Consider the following 16,146-nt stretch of genomic DNA (forward strand, 5'->3'; position numbering starts at 1 on the left):
TCGTCGGATCGTTCGTTGGCTCGGACGCGCTATCATGATCCTGATGGGTCTCGTCGTGCCCGCCCGGGATCTCGGTGATAATCGTTCTCAATGTCTACTGGGAACGCCATGACGACGCCTCAAGGGCAGCTGGCACGATCGCCGGACACATCTACAGTACCCCGGGATTCTGGCAGTATCAGACCGAGCGCCTGGAAGGCCTTCTGGAGGGTGAAGGACGGCACGAAGTTGCGGTCGCTTTCACCCTCGAAGACGACACGGGAACGATCGCGCGGTCCCATGAGATTGTCGGCCCGGTTGCCATGACGGTGTGTCATCCCGTCCGGCTACAGAATACCAGCGTCGCCCAAACCTGCGCCTCCTCGGATGCGCTGCCCATGGTCGGAGGGCCGGGGGTGATGTGGCTGATATTCTTGGCGATAGGAGCCGCGGCGTATGAATTCCTTTCCGTCCGCCCGGTCGAAATCCTGGATTCGACAATTGCCAACCTCAAGTCGAAGGCGGAGGAGGCAAAATCTGTAGACCTCGCGAAAACCGAATTTCTTTCGGTCATGAACCACGAAATCCGAACCCCGATGAACGGTATTCTGGGCATGGTCGAATTGCTGCAGGACACGCGCCTGACGCCCGATCAGAAGGTTTTCATGGAAACGATCCGATCCTCCGGCACCTCGTTGCTCGCAATCATCAACGACATTCTCGACTTCTCCCGGGTCGATGCCGGCCACCTGCGCCTTGCCGATGAAGAGTTCGACCTGGGACGGATCGCGGACGAGGTTGGCAGGCTGCTTGGACCCTTTGCCCGCGAGAAAGGGGTCGAGCTGATGATACGTGTCGTATCCCAACCTCCCCCTGATGCTACGCGGCGATCCCTGCCGATTGCGCCAGATCGTGCTGAATTTGACGACGAACGCCATCAAGTTCACCCCGGAAGGGGAAGTCTTGCTGGATCTCTCCCGCGACGCGCAGGCTGCGGGTGATGGCATTGGGCTCCGCGTTTCGGTGCGTGATACCGGCGTGGGTCTTCCGGACGAGGCGCTGGCGACGATCTTCGACAAACTCACGCAATTGGATAGCTCGTACTCCCGCAGCCAGGAAGGAACCGGGCTTGGGCTTGCGATCAGCAAGGCCCTGGTCGAAGCCATGGGCGGCCGGATTTACGCGGAATCCAAACTGGGAGAAGGCTCTGTCTTCTGGTTTGCACTGAATCTCGGGCCCGCAGGATCGGCCGTGCGTCGCGCCGATACAGCCTTGCCATATACCGGGATCGTCGGTCGCCGGGTTCTCCTGATCAGTGACGCGTCGACCCGGCAATCGATCCTGACCGAGATGCTCGAAGCCTGGGGATTGGTTGTAAAGGTGCAGGGATACTTCTCTGAAATCATGGCAGGTCTGGCCCAGGCGTCGGAGCCGGAGGACTGGTACGATCTTCTTCTAATCGATGACCCCGGATCGGCCAACGCAGGCTCGGCCGAAACCCTGCGGGCACGGGCGGAGTCATCGGGGCTTCCGGTGATCTCGATATGCTCGCTGCGACATTTCCCGTCTGACGAGAGGCAGCATTCGACCCCGTGGTCGACCGTGGCAAAACCCGTCGTCGCGGACGAGTTGCTCGCCGAGATCGTTCGATCTCTGAGGCTGGATCAAAGCCGTGACCCGCAGATACACCCCGTAGATAGTGCCGAAAAAACGACGACCGCGGTCCCGACTGCGGCTGAAGGGCAACCGCCCGTCCTCGTGGTGGACGACAGTGCGACGAGCAGGCAACTGGCCCGAGCATTTCTGCACAAGATGGGCTTGGCAGCTGCAATGGCCAAAAATGGCGCGGAGGCGGTAGAGTACGTCCGAAACAGTCGACCGCGCATGATCCTTATGGACGTCTCGATGCCGCAAATGAACGGGCTGGATGCCACCCGGGCGATCCGGGCTTGGGAAGACGAAACGTGCGACCGCGCATTCATCGTAGGCCTTACCGCCCATGCGATGCCCGGGGATCGGGACGTCTGCCTTGAAGCGGGCATGGAGGAATATCTTTCAAAGCCCTTCAGGCTAGTGGATTTTAAGCACCTTCTTGGAAAGATGGAAGGTCCGGAGAGTACCCCCGACCCGGCATAGCTCCCGCTCTGCGGTGGGCGACAGTAACGCCTTCAGGTTTCCACTCGAACCTCGGAATGGCGGTTCGCGCGTCTGCGACCGATGGCCGAACTTCTGGACGAGAGTTTCGCCCTCCTCCCGGAAGATGTCGCCGACGAGCCGTCCGACGGCGCGTATCGCTGGGGTATCCAACCCGTCTGTATTCGGACGACAAACAGAGCCCCGGCCTGGTATCATGTGAACGAGGCGTCCAAGGGAAGGACCGGCCAACGGCAAAACGGATCAGGAATACCGCGAACTATGGGCGTCAGGCCCTCGGGGGAGCGGGACAGCTGGTACAATCCGCGCGCGAAGCGACGGGAAAATGGCAGCTTGAGAGGATTGTGGCGCACCCATCAGGATTCGAACCTGAGGCCTTCGCCTTCGGAGGGCGACGCTCTATCCAGCTGAGCTATGGGTGCGTGCACGTTTTGACAACGTGCGCCGTGCCTACACGATCCTTTCCCCGGTGAAAAGGCCAGATCAAAGGGGGCGCCACCTTTCCCCGGGTGTCCGCCGTCCGTGCGCGCGCCGGGCCAACGCGATTTTTACCGAAGCCCGGATAAACCCGCCCGGCGCACACAGGAAGACCAGCGAAATCGGGAGGGGCCGTCCGGCCTGGCAATCGGGCAGTCCTGATCACGGGTTTCACCGGTGAAATCGACGGCCGGGGGTGACGCCCCGTCCCAGACTCGCGACCGGGCGGCGCCGCCCCCTTCGTAGCATCAGACCAGACTGCACGGGATCGCCCGGCGCCGGACAGCGGCGCGCGGGACCTTCAGCGTGGGAAATTTTCGGATCGAAAATTTCCGGCGCGGCTTCAGGCGAACAGCTCGTGGCAGAGCTCCAAAGCGTCGACAAGTGTGTCGACCTCGGACCGCGTGTTGTAGACCGCGAAGGACGCGCGGCACGTAGCCGTTACCCCCAAATGGTCCATCAAAGGCCCCGCGCAGTGATGGCCCGCCCGCACCGCAACGCCCTTCTTGTCGAGCACCGTCGAGATGTCATGCGCATGCGCCGCCCCTTCCAGCGTGAAAGAAAAGATCGCCCCCTTGCCCGGCGCGTCGCCCTGCACGTTCAGCCAGTTCAGGCCGAACAGCCTTTCGCGCGCATAGTCGCGCAAGGACACCTCGTGCGCAGCGATGCTGTCCATCCCGACGCCCGTCATCCAGTCGAGCGCCGCGCCCAGCCCGATCTGGGCGACGATGCCGGGGGTGCCGGCCTCAAACTTCATTGGCGCGTCGTTATAGGTGATCTCGTCGCGGTGAACCTCGCGGATCATATCGCCGCCGCCCATGAAGGGACGCATCTCGGCCATGCGCTCGGGACGGATGTAGATCGCGCCGGAACCGCTCGGCCCATAGAGCTTGTGGCCCGTGATCGCGTAGAAATCGCAGCCGATATCGGCCACGTCCACCTTCATGTGAACCGCGCCCTGGCTGCCATCGACCAGCACAGGCACGCCCTTTGCATGCGCCCCCGAGGTGATCGCCTTCACGTCCACCACGGTGCCCAGCACGTTCGACATATGCGTCACCGCGATCAGGCGGGTGCGGTCGGTCACGGCCTCCAGCACCTTTTCCGCCGGCAGCGATCCGTCGGCCTCGGGCTCGACCCAGACCAGCTTGACGCCCATCCGCTCGCGCAGGAAATGCCAGGGCACGATGTTGGCGTGATGCTCCATGACCGACAGGACGATCTCGTCGCCGGCCTCCATCCGCGGCATGGCCCAGCCATAGGCGACGGTGTTGATCCCCTCGGTCGTGCCGGTGTTCATCACGATCGACGCCTCGGACGCCGCCCCCAGGAAATCGGCGATCTTGCCGCGCACCGCCTCGTAATTCTCGGTCGAGATGGTGGACAAGGTGTGCAAGCCCCGGTGGACGTTGGAATAGTCCTCGGCATAGGCGCGCTGGATGGTGTCCAGCACGACCTGCGGTTTCTGGGCCGAGGCGCCGCTGTCGAGATAGACCAGCGGCTTGCCATTCACCTCGCGCGACAGGATCGGAAAGTCCTTCCGGACCGCGTCGATATCGAACATGGGGGGTCCTCCTTACCGGGGCACCGTGACCCCGGTGAGGGTCAGAATGAAAGAGAGACCGAGTGCCACACCCACCAGCACGACAAGGATCATGCCGAAGACCCGGCCCATCGAGGCAAAGCCGTGCAGCTCGGCCACGAAGGCCGTCAGCAGGTAAAGAAACAGACCGATCCCGGCGATCAGGATCAGCCCGGCGACACCCGGCAGGATGAACAGGAACGCTGATTGGACGACCTGAAGGCAGATCATGATGAACTGAAGCCAGACGACGGCCAGAAGCGCGTCCTCGACCCGCCCCTCGCCGCCCATGGCGCGGCCGACGCGGTCGATCAGAATGACCGATACGGCAAGGATCACGAATTGCAGCGCGCCGAAGACGAAGGGACTGAGGAATTGCGGTGCGTCGGTCCCCTCGGGGATCGTCGCCAGAAGCAGCATGTTGCCAAGCTCGGCCATAAGAACCGAGACGACGACGACCAGAACCAGCGCTTCCCACAGGGCGCCCTGCGGCAGGTCGAGGTTGCGCAGCCGCGCGAAAGTCACACGCGGATCGCGCACGGTTTCGCCCGCAAGGCGCAAAAGGGTGCCGAAAGACAGATCGCTCATCCGCGCTCCACAGAATAAAGACCGCCCGCCCAGACGCCGAGGAACGCCAGAAGCGCCACAATCCCCACGACGTCGAGAGCCGGCCCGGGTCCGACGAACCCGGCCACCAGCCCCCACAGAAGCCACAAGGGGGACGCGGCCAGAAGCGCCCAGAACAGGGCCATCCGCGCCTCGGTATAGGTGGCGTGCCCGCCGATGCGGCGGGCGACGAAATGCGTCAGTCCCGCCAACCCGTAAAGGGCCAGCGGAACGATGAATATCCAAGCCAGAAGCGCGCCGCCCAGCATGGGTTGCAGCTCTTGCCCCGTCAGAAACGAGTCCCGCGACAGCCGCGGCCACTGCGCGACGAAGATCAGGAAGCACGCCAGGAACACCGTGATCAGCGCACGCGCCTCGGCCCGCTCGCTGCTGCCCAGGCGGCGTCGGACAACGTCGCCCGGCCTCCGGTAGGACGCCACGATATCCCTTGCCAGTGCCACGTCAGTCCGCGTGCCGGTCGAGCCAGTTTTCCAGCCGCGTGCGCAGGCTTTCAGCGATGTCATCGCTCTCGATCTCGTGCAGGGATTCCGCCAGGAACGCCAGGACAAGAAGGTCCATCGCGCGCCGATGCGGCACACCGCGAGCCTTGAGGTAGAACAGCATGTCCTCGTCGATCGAGCCGGTCGTGGACCCGTGCGAGCAAGCCACGTCGTCGGCATAGATCTCAAGCTCGGGCTTGGCGAGGAACTGGCTGTCGTCGTCCAGCAACAGCGCCTGGCTGATCTGATAACCGTCGGTCTTCTGCGCGCCGGGCTTGACCAGGATCTTGCCTTGGAACACTCCCACGGCACCGTTCTTCAGCACCTTCTTGAAGACCTGCCGCGATTCGCAATTTACCGCGTCATGAGTCACGAACACCGTGTCGTCATGGTGGAACGGGGCAATCCGACCGTCCCCAATGGCGGCGCCCGCAACATGGGCCACGGCATTGTCGCCGGTGAATTCCACGATATGCTCGTTGCGGGTCAGCGCGCCGTTCAGCGAAAGCGTAAAGGATTTCAGCACGCTCTCGCGACCCAAACGGCCGAAGGTGTGGGTATTGGCACGACGCTCGCGGTTGCGGCCCTGCGCGCGAACGTGGTGGAACGTGCCCGTGTCGGCCACATCCGCCTCAAGCACGGTATTGAACCGCGCGCCCGGGGCCCCGGCTTCCAGCAGTGTGACCGCGGCGCCTTCGTCCACCTTCACGACGTGGTGCAGGATCGGGTCGCTATCGGACTTCTCATGTACGTAGCGGATGCAGATCGGCCGCGTTCCGGTGCCGGTGGCGTGGATCAGCACGCCGTCAGCGGCGAAGGCGGTGTTCAGCGCCGCGAAGGGACGCCAGACGGGATCCTGCCCCTTGGCCTCCAGCGTGCCGTAAAGGTCCTTGGCCCAGTGGATATCCGCGCCCTGAACCGAGGCAAGGCGCGAGATCTCGACCCCTTCGAGCCTCAGATCGTCCGAGGCGTCGGCGTCGAACACACCGTCGCGGAAGACCAGCGTCAGTGCGTCGATCCCATCGAATATCGGGGCCTCGTCGCTTTCGTCCATGGGCGCCGCGCCCGGCACCTCGGTCGCGTTCAGGTCGGTCGGCCGGGTGAAGCGCCAGTATTCGTCGCGCGCGGCCGGCAGGCCCCGGGCCGTCAGCCGCGACAGCGCATCGGCGCGCGCAGACCGGGTCCAGCCGTCCTGCACCGGCAGGCTGAGCGTCGACAGCCGCGCGTCGGTGGCGTCCTGCTTGACTTGCGGCAAGGCCATCATGCGCTCTCCTTCATGATGTCCGCATAGCCGTTCTTCTCGACCTCGAGGGCCAGCTCGGGGCCGCCGGTCTTCACGATGCGACCGTCATACATGATGTGCACGACGTCCGGTTTGATGTGGTCCAGAAGCCGCTGGTAGTGCGTGATCACAAGGAACCCGCGATCCGGGCTGCGCAGCGCGTTCACGCCGTCGGCCACCAGCTTCATCGCATCCACGTCAAGGCCGGAATCGGTCTCGTCCATAATGCACATCTTGGGTTCCAGCATGGCCATCTGCAGGATCTCGTTGCGCTTCTTCTCACCGCCCGAGAAGCCCACGTTCACGGGCCGCTTCAGCATGTCGGCGTCGATCTGAAGATCCTTCGCCTTGGCCCGCACTTCCTTGAGGAAATCGGCCGAGGACATCTCCTCCTGACCGCGGGCCTTGCGTTGGGCGTTCACGGCTGTGCGCATGAAGGTCATGTTGCCGACGCCGGGGATTTCGACCGGGTACTGGAACGCCAGGAACATGCCAGCGGCGGCGCGTTCCTCGACTTCCATGCCCAGGATATCCTCGCCCAGCAATGTGGCCGATCCGTCGGTGACCTCATAGCCGTCGCGGCCCGACAGGACATAGGACAGGGTCGACTTGCCCGACCCGTTCGGGCCCATGATGGCATGCACCTTGCCGGCCTCGACCGTCAGGTCTACGCCCTTGAGGATCGCTTTATCCTCTTCCTCAAGTTTGCAGTGCAGGTTCTTGATCTCAAGCATCTTTTCTTCCTTGCATTCTGTATCGGTCAATCGACCGTGACGGCCGTTCCGGAGGCCGAGACCATCAGCATGGACCCTTCCTTCCCGATGACCTCGTAATCCAGATCGACACCCACGACGGCATTCGCGCCCGCGTCCCGCGCCCGATCTTCCAGTTCCTTCAGCGCGGTCTCGCGCGCCTCGTTCAGCGATTTTTCGTACGACCCCGAACGGCCGCCCAGCACGTCAGTGATCCCGGCGAAGAAGTCGCGAAAGACGTTCGCGCCCAGGATGGCCTCGCCCACGACGATGCCGCGGTATTCGGTGATCCTGCGCCCCTCAATACCGGGGGTGGTGGTGATGATCATGTCCGATTTCGACCAGATGCTCATTTCCGTCTCCGTTTGAACATGAGCCGCCCGGCGACCCATCCGATGGCGGCCGACACGGCCAGAACAATCAGAACGCGGGGCATGGGGCTTTGCAGCCACCACGCCAAGCTTGCGATCAGGCCCATGACCACCGCGACGCCGACCGTCAGGGTGACGAAGAACCGCGCCTTTTCCGGCGCCCTGATGGGGTCCAGTTCACCCAATTCAGCCCACCGAACCTTCGAGGCTGATCGCGACCAGCTGCTGCGCTTCCATCGCGAATTCCATCGGCAGCGCCTGCAGGACCTCCTTGCAGAAGCCGTTGACGATCAGCGCGACCGCTTCTTCCTCGTCCATGCCGCGCTGTTGGCAATAGAACATCTGGTCGTCATCCACCTTCGACGTCGTCGCCTCGTGCTCGACCCGGCTGCTGTTGTTCTTGACCTCGATATAGGGAACCGTGTGGGCCCCGCACTGGTCGCCGATCAAAAGGCTGTCGCACTGGGTATAGTTGCGGCTGTTCCTGGCCTTGGGGTGCATCGACACCAGCCCGCGATAGGTGTTCTGCGCATGGCCCGCGCTGATCCCCTTCGACACAATCCGCGACCGGGTGTTTTTCCCAAGGTGGATCATCTTGGTGCCGGTATCGGCCTGCTGCCAGTTGTTGGTGATGGCGATCGAATAAAACTCGCCCTGGCTTTCGTCGCCGCGCAGGATGCAGGACGGGTACTTCCACGTCAGCGCGGACCCGGTCTCGACCTGCGTCCACGACACCTTCGACCGGTCGCCCCGGCAATCGGCACGCTTGGTGACGAAGTTGTAGATGCCGCCCTTCCCGTTCTCGTCGCCCGGATACCAATTCTGCACGGTGGAATACTTCACCTCGGCATCGTCGAGCGCGACGATCTCGACCACCGCAGCGTGCAACTGGTTGGTGTCGCGCATGGGCGCCGTGCAGCCTTCGAGGTAGCTGACGTAAGAGCCTTCGTCGGCGATGATCAGCGTGCGCTCGAACTGGCCGGTATCGGCGGCGTTGATGCGGAAATAGGTCGACAGCTCCATCGGACACCGCGTGCCCTTGGGAATGTAGACGAACGACCCGTCCGAGAACACGGCCGCGTTCAGCGTCGCGAAGTAGTTGTCCTGCACCGGCACGACGCTGGCGAGGTATTTCTTCACCAGATCGGGGTGCTCGCGCACCGCTTCGGAGATCGAACAGAAGATGACGCCCGCCTGCGCAAGCTCCTTCTTGAAGGTCGTGCCGACGCTGACGCTGTCGAACACCGCGTCCACAGCAACCTTGCGCCCGCCGCTTGCGTCATCGTCGATATCCTTCGATTCCGCAGGGGTCTTGCCCTCGGCGCCTTCGACACCGGCCAGGATCATCTGCTCCTTCAGCGGAATACCCAGCTTTTCATAGGTCTCCAACAACTTGGGATCGACCTCGTCCAGCGACTTGGGCTTCTCTTTCATCGAAGACGGCTTGGCGTAGTAATACTGCTCCTGGTAATCCACGGGCGCGTATTTCAGCATGGACCAGTCCGGCTCGGCCATCTGCTGCCAGCGGCGGAACGCGTCCAGACGGAACTCGAGCATCCACTCAGGCTCTTCGTTGCGTTCCGAGATCAGGCGCACGATGTCCTCGGTCAGCCCCTTGGGGGCGAAGTCCATCTCGATCTCGGTATTCCAGCCATGCTTGTAGGCCCCCGAGAGTTGCTTGACGGCGTCGACGGTTTCCTGGTCGACACCTTCCTTCACTTGCGAGTCCAGAACGGTCTGATCGGTCATCCGAGTTCTCCTTGCTCAGGCGGCGCGCGCCCGGTGCTTGTTCCGTTGGGCCAGCCACGCCTCGGCGAAGCGGCCCAGATCATCTTCTGTCGTGTCCGGCCCGAGGGAGATGCGGATCGCGCATCCCGCGACATCAGGGTCGATCCCCATCGCCGCCAATGTCCCCGACCCGCGCAGCTTGCCCGACGAACAGGCCGACCCGGCCGAGACCGCGAAGCCCTTAAGGTCCATCTGCATCACCTGCGTCTCGCCCTTCCAGCCGGGGCTGACGATCAGGCTGGTATTGGGAAGGCGGGTCGCGTCCTTGCCCATGCAGATAAGATCGCCGTCGCCATCCATCAACGCGGATTCCAATCTGTCGCGCCGCGCCGCGACGTCGTTCCACACCCCGGCGTCCAGGTCGGACGCAGCCGCCGCGGCCGCGGCACCGAAGCCCGCGATCGCGGCCACGTTCTCGGTCCCCGCGCGGCGCCCCATCTCCTGCCCGCCGCCCTTGGTGCGGGCGGCGATGTCGAGGCCCCGTCGCAGGAACACCGCGCCAACCCCTTTGGGTCCGCCGATCTTGTGGGCCGAGACGAAGGCCAAGTCCGCCCCGGTCCAATCGAAAGCGAAGGGAAGCTTGCCGAACGCCTGCGTGGCGTCGACGACGGCCAGCCCTTCGGGCAGGGCCTGGACCACGCCGGTTTCCGAATTGGCCGCCTGAAGCGCGGTGCGGGCGGGGTCGGTCACGGTGACGCGGCCCTGCCCGTCGACGGGCAGCGACGGGTCGCACCAGGCCAGCACGGCCTCATGCTCGACCGGGGCGCAGCTCAGGTCCCGCCCCGCGCAGGTCAGTGCCGCGGCCTCGGTTGCGCCCGAGACGAACACGACGTCGGCCGCCGATGCCCCGGCCGCCGTGGCGACCTGCGCCCGGGCGGCTTCGACAAGCGCACGGGCCGCGCGCCCTTCGGCATGGATCGAGGACGGGTTGCCCGTCACGTCAAGCGCTTCGACCATGGCCGCGCGCGCCTCGGGCCGCATCGGCGCCGTGGCGTTCCAATCGAGATATGTTCGCGTCCGGCTCATCGGGTGATCTCAGGCCTCGTCCACGACCTGGAACAGCGCGGGCACGGCCGGACAGGGGACCAGCGCATTGCCGACGATGTCCGAAAGCCGGGTCTGGTGGAGGAAGACATAGACATGGGCCGACAACCCCTCCCACAGGCGGTTGTTCAACGATTGCGCGCGGGTACCTGACAGGCCGCCCTTGGCCCCTGCCCCGGTCTCCATCGCCGACACGGTCTCGTCCACCGCTTCCAGCACGTCCGAGACGCGGATCTCCGATGTCGGCTTGGCCAGGCGGTATCCGCCGCCGGGGCCGCGGACCGATTCGACCAGTCCGGCGCGCCGCAGCTTGACGAACAGTTGTTCAAGATACGCCAGCGACACGTTCTGCCGCTTCGACAGCTCGCCCAGAGAGACCAGTCCATCGCCACCTTGCAGGGCAAGATCGGTCAGCGCGACCATGGCATAGCGTCCCTTCGTGCTCAGCTTCATTCCAGCGCGCCCCCGGCCATTGACGATAGTCCGCCCTGCAGCTACCTGCATGCGTCGATTGCGGACCCCGCGTCCGCATGAATTTAGAAAGGTTCTAAGGTTTCCGATCAATGGCGTCAACATTGACCGGACCCCCGGCCTTCCTTGCTAGAACGGAGCGCCCCATATGCCCGAGGTGATCTTTCCCGGCCCCGAAGGCCGACTGGAAGGCCGCTACCACCCCCAGCGCAAGCACGATGCGCCCATCGCCATCGTCCTGCATCCGCATCCGCAGTTCGGCGGAACGATGAACAACCGGGTGGTCTACAACCTGCACTATGCCTTCCACAGCCTGGGCTTCACGGTCCTGCGCTTCAACTTCCGTGGCGTCGGCCGCAGCCAAGGCGAATACGACCAGGGCGTGGGCGAGCTTTCGGACGCGGCCTCGGCGCTGGATTACCTCCAGTCGATGAACCCCAACGCCAAGCATTGCTGGGTCGCGGGGTTCAGCTTCGGCGCGTGGATAGGGATGCAGCTTCTGATGCGCCGCCCCGAGATCACGGGCTTCATCAGCGTCTCGCCCCCGGCCAATATGTACGACTTCTCGTTCCTGGCGCCCTGCCCGTCTTCGGGCCTGGTGGTCAACGGCACCGCCGACCGCGTGGCGCCGCCCAAGGACACGCACAGCCTGGTCAAGAAGCTGCACGAGCAGAAGGGCATCACCATCACCCACGAAGAGCTTGAGGGCGCGGGCCACTTCTTCGAGGACCCGCACATGGAGCCGATGATCGGCATGGTGCAGGACTACGTGAAGCGCCGCCTGACCGAATCCACACGCTGATCTGATGACGATCACCGTTCACCACCTGGAGAACTCTCGCTCGCAACGCGTGTTGTGGATGCTGGAGGAACTGGGCGAGACCTACGAGGTGCGCCGCTACGAGCGGAACCCGAAGACGATGCTGGCCCCGCCGGAGCTGAAGCAGGTCCACCCGCTGGGCAAGTCGCCGGTCATCGAGGATTCCGAGACCGGGCTGGTCGTGGCCGAAACCGCGGCGATCCTGTCGTACCTCGTGGACCGCGCAGGTGGGGCGTTCGGCGCGCCGATGGATGACGAGGACGGGCTGCGCTGGCGCTTCTGGATGCATTACGCCGAAGGGTCGATGATGCCGCCGCTTCTGCTGAAACTGGCAATGTCGAAGGTGCCGCTGATGGGGCGTCTGGCGATGAAGCGAATTCAGCCGATGATCGACGTGCATCTGGACTTCGTCGAGGGTGAGCTTGCACAGCGATCCTGGTTCGCGGGCGAGGAGATCAGCGCGGCCGACGTGATGATGAGCTTCCCGCTGGAAGCCGCGACAAGCCGCGGCGGGCTTGATCGGTCGCGCCCGGCCACGATCGACTGGCTGGACCGGATCCATGCCCGCCCTGCGTTCCAGGCCGCGCTGGAGCGCGGCGGACCTTACGCCTACGCTTGAAGGGGCATGCCATGACCGATTTCGCACTCTACTACTGGCCGCTGCCGGCGCGGGGCCATTTCGTCCGGATCGTCCTGGCGCATGTCGGTGCCAGCTGGTCCGAAGCGGCCGTCGATGCGGTCGCGGACCTTCGGCAGGCCGCGCCCGAGGAGCAGCCGGTGGCGCATATGGGGCCGCCGGTCCTGACCGACCGGGCCAGCGGGCTCAGCCTGTCGCAGATGCCGGCGATCCTGGGCTTTCTGGGCCAGCGCTATGGCCTCTACCCCGGCGATCCGGCGCGGGATGCGCTGAGCGACAAGATCGTTCTGGATGCGAACGACGTGCTGTACGAGATGACCCGCTACAACGGCGCCCAGATGTGGACTGACGCGGCGTGGTCGGAGTTCCAGCCACGCCTGCGGCGGTGGATGCGGATCTTCCAGACGCATCTGGCCCGGACCGAGGGGCGGGATTACATGCTGGACGGCGACACGCCGGGGCTGGCTGATCTGGCGACTTATTCATTGTGGGGCACGATGACCGACAAGCTGCCTTCGCTGCGTCCGGTCCTTGAGGATGCGGCTCCCCGGATTGCCGATCTGTGCGACCGGATCGCGGCGCGGCCTGAACAGGCAAAACTGCGCGACTGGGCAGCCGCCGAATACGGGGATCAATGGTGCGGCGGAGAGATCGAAGCCTCTCTCCGCCGCGTTCTGGGGGACTGAGCGAAGACAGATTTTCGGATTGAAAATCTGCTTCTCCGGCTCAGGCGACCAGTTTCGTCGTCACTTCGACAAGGCGCCGTGCTTGGTAGGCGATGGAGCGTTTGGCGACGTCGTCCAGTTCGCCAGCGACGCCGGACCAGCCATAGGGGTTGCCGCCATCCTCGAACTTGACGGGGTCGGCATAGCCCGGCGGCACCAGGATCGCGCCCCAATGCGTCGCCGTTACATAAAGCGAGGTCAGCGTCGTCTCGTGCCCGCCATGCAGGGTCGAGGCGCTGGTGGTCGCGGTGAAGGTCTTGTTCGCCAGCTTGCCCTCTTGCCAGATCGGGCCCAGCGTGTCGATGAAGGCGCGCATCTGGCTGGCCACGACTCCATACCGGGTGGGCGAGGACAGGAAGTAGCCGTCGGCCCAAACCATATCGTCGGGCGTGGCCACGGGGATGTCGTCCATCGTCTGAAGCTGCTGCTTCCAGGCATCCTGTCCCTCTACGACCTCTTTGGGTGCGGTTTCGGCTGCGCGGCGCAGGCGGACCTCGGCGCCGGCCTCCTCGGCCGCGCGGGCGGCTTCAAGGGCCACGGCGTGGTTCGTGCCGTAGGTTGAATAGAACAGGACGGTGATCTTCGGCGTGCTCATCTCGGGGGCTCCGGTTAGTTTCCTTCGGCCCCCAGATGAGACGTGATGCGCGTTCTGTCGATTGCGCACCGTTAGAGAGGATCTGTGCGCTATCGCTTGATGATGATCCATAGCGCGTGGACGATGCCGGGGATGTAGCCCAGGATCGTCAGGATGACGTTGATCCAGAAGTGCTTGCCCAGCCCTTCCTGAAGGAACACGCCAAGCGGCGGGATGAAGATGGCGATGATGATGCGGATGATATCCATGGGGGGTCTCCTTTCCCCACTGACGCGCGCGCCTGCCATTCGTTCCACGGCATGCGAACGGTATTCCGTTGTATACCCTTTTCACGAGGCCCGCCTTCGTCTATGACGCGCACCAACCGCAAATCCATCTGACGAGGCACACATGGCGAAGATCAAGGTCGACAACCCGGTCGTCGAGCTCGACGGCGACGAGATGACCCGCATCATCTGGGACTTCATCAAGCAAAAGCTGATCCTGCCCTACCTGGACATCGATCTGCTGTATTACGACCTCGGCATGGAAGAGCGGGACCGCACCGACGACCAGATCACGGTCGACGCGGCCGAGAAAATCAAGGAAGTCGGCTGCGGAGTTAAATGCGCCACGATCACGCCCGACGAGGCCCGCGTCGAGGAGTTCGGCCTGAAGAAGATGTGGCGGTCCCCGAACGGGACGATCCGCAACATCCTGGGCGGCGTTGTCTTCCGCGAGCCGATCATCTGCAGCAACGTACCGCGGCTTGTCCCGGGGTGGACCAAGCCGATCATCATCGGCCGCCACGCATATGGCGACCAGTACCGCGCGACGGACATGAAGTTCCCCGGGCCCGGCACGCTGACGATGAAATTCGTGGGCGAAGACGGCACCGAGATCGAGGAAGAGGTGTTCAAGGCCCCGTCCTCGGGCGTGTTCATGGGCATGTACAACCTGGACGATTCGATCCGCGACTTCGCGCGGGCCTCGTTCAACTACGGCCTGAACCGCGGATACCCGGTCTACCTGTCGACCAAGAACACGATCCTGAAGACCTATGACGGCCGCTTCATGATCCTGTTCCAGGAAGTCTTCGACGCCGAGTTCGCCGACAAGTTCAAGGAAGCCGGTCTGACCTACGAGCACCGCCTGATCGACGACATGGTCGCGGCCTCGATGAAGTGGTCGGGCGGCTATGTCTGGGCGTGCAAGAACTATGACGGCGACGTGCAGTCCGACACCGTGGCGCAAGGCTTCGGCAGCCTTGGCCTGATGACAAGCCGCCTGATGACGCCGGACGGGAAGATCGTGGAATCCGAGGCCGCGCACGGCACCGTGACACGCCACTTCCGCCAGCACCAAAAGGGCGAGCAGACCTCGACGAACTCGATCGCGTCGATCTTCGCATGGACCGGCGGCCTGCGCCACCGCGCCAAGCTGGACGACAATGCCAAGCTGGCCGAGTTCGCCGACACGCTGGAAAAGGTCGTCGTGGACACCGTGGAATCGGGCCACATGACCAAGGATCTGGCGCTGCTGGTCGGCCCGGACCAGAAATGGCTGACCACGACCGGGTTTCTCGACAAGGTCGAGGCGAACTTGCAGCAGGCGCTGTCATAAGGGGGCGCTGCCCCCGGCCGCCCATCCGGGCGACCTCCCCCGGGGTATTTCAGCAAGGATGAAGAAGCGGCGTCCCGGGATCGGGGCGCCGTTTCGCGTTCGGGCCCGCCATGGGGCTTGAGCGTTCGGGCCGCGCGGTGCATGGAGCGGGACATGAGCGAGACAGCCAATCACACCTTTCTGGACGATGCGCAGGGCATCGCCTTCGGCACGTTCTGCTGCGCCATCGGGCTGCAGGTCCTGACGTTTCTGGGACTGATCACCGGTCAGACTGCGGGGCTGGCCGTCGTGATCTCGTACCTGTCGGGGTGGTCCTTCGGGGCTGTGTTCTTCGTGGTGAACCTGCCCTTCTACTGGCTGGCCTGGAAGCGCCTGGGCCCTGTCTTCACCGCCAAGAGCCTTCTGTCGGTGACTATCCTGTCGGTCCTGACCGAGATTTTGCCCATGGGCTTCGCGATCGAGCGGCTGAACCCGGCACTGGGCGCACTGATCTTCGGGGCGTTGACTGGGATGGGGCTTCTGGCGCTGTTCCGGCATGGCGGCAGTCTGGGTGGGATCGGGGTCGTCGCGTTGATGGTGCAGGATCGGACCGCGTTCCGGGCGGGCCATGTCCAGCTTCTGTTCGACCTGTGCCTGTTTTCCGCCGCGGCGTTCATCTTTCCGCTGTCGGTCATCGTCTGGTCGCTTCTGGGGGCAGTCGTGTTGAACCTGGTCATCGCGATCAACCACCGCCGCGACCGATACGTGGCGACCTGAGAGGG

General features: G+C 64.0%; 19 protein-coding genes and 1 tRNA gene. 7 read left to right on the forward strand and 13 right to left on the reverse strand.

From position 1 onward, the window contains the following. The first annotated feature begins 74 nt into the window (after positions 1 to 74). Both PAA8504_RS02580 and PAA8504_RS02585 read left to right on the forward strand, forming a co-directional pair. Positions 75 to 980, forward strand: coding sequence for a histidine kinase dimerization/phospho-acceptor domain-containing protein (locus tag PAA8504_RS02580; protein ID WP_108892573.1), 906 nt, complete (start codon positions 75 to 77; stop codon positions 978 to 980). Next, complete coding sequence (locus PAA8504_RS02585) at positions 892 to 2,115, forward strand: response regulator (protein WP_181375668.1); 1,224 nt, start codon at positions 892 to 894, stop codon at positions 2,113 to 2,115. The genes PAA8504_RS02580 and PAA8504_RS02585 overlap by 89 nt, the downstream gene beginning before the upstream one ends. Before the next feature lie 363 nt (positions 2,116 to 2,478). Here the strand turns inward: PAA8504_RS02585 and PAA8504_RS02590 are convergent. The 11 genes from PAA8504_RS02590 to iscR all read right to left on the reverse strand — a co-directional run bounded on the left by PAA8504_RS02590 (position 2,479) and on the right by iscR (position 10,988). Next, positions 2,479 to 2,555, reverse strand: a tRNA-Arg gene (locus tag PAA8504_RS02590). Positions 2,556 to 2,953: 398 nt separating this feature from the next. Next, positions 2,954 to 4,174: a cysteine desulfurase gene (locus tag PAA8504_RS02595; protein WP_108892575.1), complete on the reverse strand. Its 1,221-nt coding sequence runs from the start codon at positions 4,172 to 4,174 to the stop codon at positions 2,954 to 2,956. A 12-nt stretch (positions 4,175 to 4,186) separates the two neighbouring features. After that, positions 4,187 to 4,780, reverse strand: coding sequence for a Yip1 family protein (locus PAA8504_RS02600; RefSeq protein WP_108892576.1), 594 nt, complete (start codon positions 4,778 to 4,780; stop codon positions 4,187 to 4,189). Next, positions 4,777 to 5,322, reverse strand: coding sequence for a YIP1 family protein (locus PAA8504_RS02605; RefSeq protein ID WP_306419514.1), 546 nt, complete (start codon positions 5,320 to 5,322; stop codon positions 4,777 to 4,779). Before PAA8504_RS02605 ends, PAA8504_RS02600 begins: the two co-directional genes overlap by 4 nt. Then, entirely contained in the window at positions 5,261 to 6,559 is a 1,299-nt protein-coding gene (locus PAA8504_RS02610) for a SufB/SufD family protein (RefSeq protein ID WP_108892814.1), read from the reverse strand. The genes PAA8504_RS02605 and PAA8504_RS02610 overlap by 62 nt, the downstream gene beginning before the upstream one ends. After that, positions 6,559 to 7,314, reverse strand: a complete 756-nt coding sequence (gene sufC, locus PAA8504_RS02615) for a Fe-S cluster assembly ATPase SufC (protein ID WP_108892578.1) — start codon at positions 7,312 to 7,314, stop codon at positions 6,559 to 6,561. The genes PAA8504_RS02610 and sufC overlap by 1 nt, the downstream gene beginning before the upstream one ends. A gap of 26 nt (positions 7,315 to 7,340) precedes the next feature. Further along, complete coding sequence (locus tag PAA8504_RS02620) at positions 7,341 to 7,661, reverse strand: heavy metal-binding domain-containing protein (RefSeq protein ID WP_108892815.1); 321 nt, start codon at positions 7,659 to 7,661, stop codon at positions 7,341 to 7,343. A gap of 20 nt (positions 7,662 to 7,681) precedes the next feature. Next, positions 7,682 to 7,888, reverse strand: coding sequence for a hypothetical protein (locus PAA8504_RS02625; RefSeq protein ID WP_108892579.1), 207 nt, complete (start codon positions 7,886 to 7,888; stop codon positions 7,682 to 7,684). 1 nt (position 7,889) lies between these two features. Beyond that, positions 7,890 to 9,452, reverse strand: coding sequence for a Fe-S cluster assembly protein SufB (gene sufB, locus PAA8504_RS02630; RefSeq protein WP_108892580.1), 1,563 nt, complete (start codon positions 9,450 to 9,452; stop codon positions 7,890 to 7,892). A 15-nt stretch (positions 9,453 to 9,467) separates the two neighbouring features. Continuing rightward, on the reverse strand, positions 9,468 to 10,517 hold the full coding sequence (locus tag PAA8504_RS02635) for a cysteine desulfurase family protein (protein WP_108892581.1): 1,050 nt from the start codon (positions 10,515 to 10,517) through the stop codon (positions 9,468 to 9,470). Positions 10,518 to 10,526: 9 nt separating this feature from the next. Continuing rightward, positions 10,527 to 10,988: a Fe-S cluster assembly transcriptional regulator IscR gene (iscR, locus tag PAA8504_RS02640; protein ID WP_108892582.1), complete on the reverse strand. Its 462-nt coding sequence runs from the start codon at positions 10,986 to 10,988 to the stop codon at positions 10,527 to 10,529. Positions 10,989 to 11,154: 166 nt separating this feature from the next. Between iscR and PAA8504_RS02645 the strand changes: the two genes are divergently transcribed. The 3 genes from PAA8504_RS02645 to gst are packed head-to-tail and all read left to right on the forward strand — an operon-like array spanning position 11,155 to position 13,149. Further along, positions 11,155 to 11,808 carry an alpha/beta hydrolase gene (locus PAA8504_RS02645; protein WP_108892583.1) on the forward strand — a complete coding sequence of 218 codons (654 nt, stop codon included), beginning with the start codon at positions 11,155 to 11,157 and terminating at the stop codon, positions 11,806 to 11,808. A 4-nt stretch (positions 11,809 to 11,812) separates the two neighbouring features. Continuing rightward, on the forward strand, positions 11,813 to 12,445 hold the full coding sequence (locus tag PAA8504_RS02650) for a glutathione S-transferase family protein (RefSeq protein WP_108892584.1): 633 nt from the start codon (positions 11,813 to 11,815) through the stop codon (positions 12,443 to 12,445). Positions 12,446 to 12,456: 11 nt separating this feature from the next. Then, entirely contained in the window at positions 12,457 to 13,149 is a 693-nt protein-coding gene (gene gst / locus PAA8504_RS02655; RefSeq protein WP_108892585.1) for a glutathione transferase, Atu5508 family, read from the forward strand. Positions 13,150 to 13,189: 40 nt separating this feature from the next. On the opposite strand, the gene wrbA is transcribed toward gst, so the two are convergent. Both wrbA and PAA8504_RS02665 read right to left on the reverse strand, forming a co-directional pair. Next, entirely contained in the window at positions 13,190 to 13,783 is a 594-nt protein-coding gene (wrbA, locus tag PAA8504_RS02660; protein ID WP_108892586.1) for an NAD(P)H:quinone oxidoreductase type IV, read from the reverse strand. An 89-nt stretch (positions 13,784 to 13,872) separates the two neighbouring features. Next, positions 13,873 to 14,031, reverse strand: coding sequence for a YqaE/Pmp3 family membrane protein (locus PAA8504_RS02665; RefSeq protein ID WP_108892587.1), 159 nt, complete (start codon positions 14,029 to 14,031; stop codon positions 13,873 to 13,875). A 142-nt stretch (positions 14,032 to 14,173) separates the two neighbouring features. On the opposite strand from PAA8504_RS02665, the gene PAA8504_RS02670 reads away from it, so the two are divergent. After that, on the forward strand, positions 14,174 to 15,385 hold the full coding sequence (locus PAA8504_RS02670) for an NADP-dependent isocitrate dehydrogenase (protein WP_108892588.1): 1,212 nt from the start codon (positions 14,174 to 14,176) through the stop codon (positions 15,383 to 15,385). A 153-nt stretch (positions 15,386 to 15,538) separates the two neighbouring features. Continuing rightward, entirely contained in the window at positions 15,539 to 16,141 is a 603-nt protein-coding gene (locus PAA8504_RS02675) for a YitT family protein (RefSeq protein ID WP_108892589.1), read from the forward strand. Positions 16,142 to 16,146 lie beyond the last annotated feature (5 nt).

It is taken from the genome of Palleronia abyssalis (assembly GCF_900302445.1).
Classification (GTDB): domain Bacteria; phylum Pseudomonadota; class Alphaproteobacteria; order Rhodobacterales; family Rhodobacteraceae; genus Palleronia; species Palleronia abyssalis.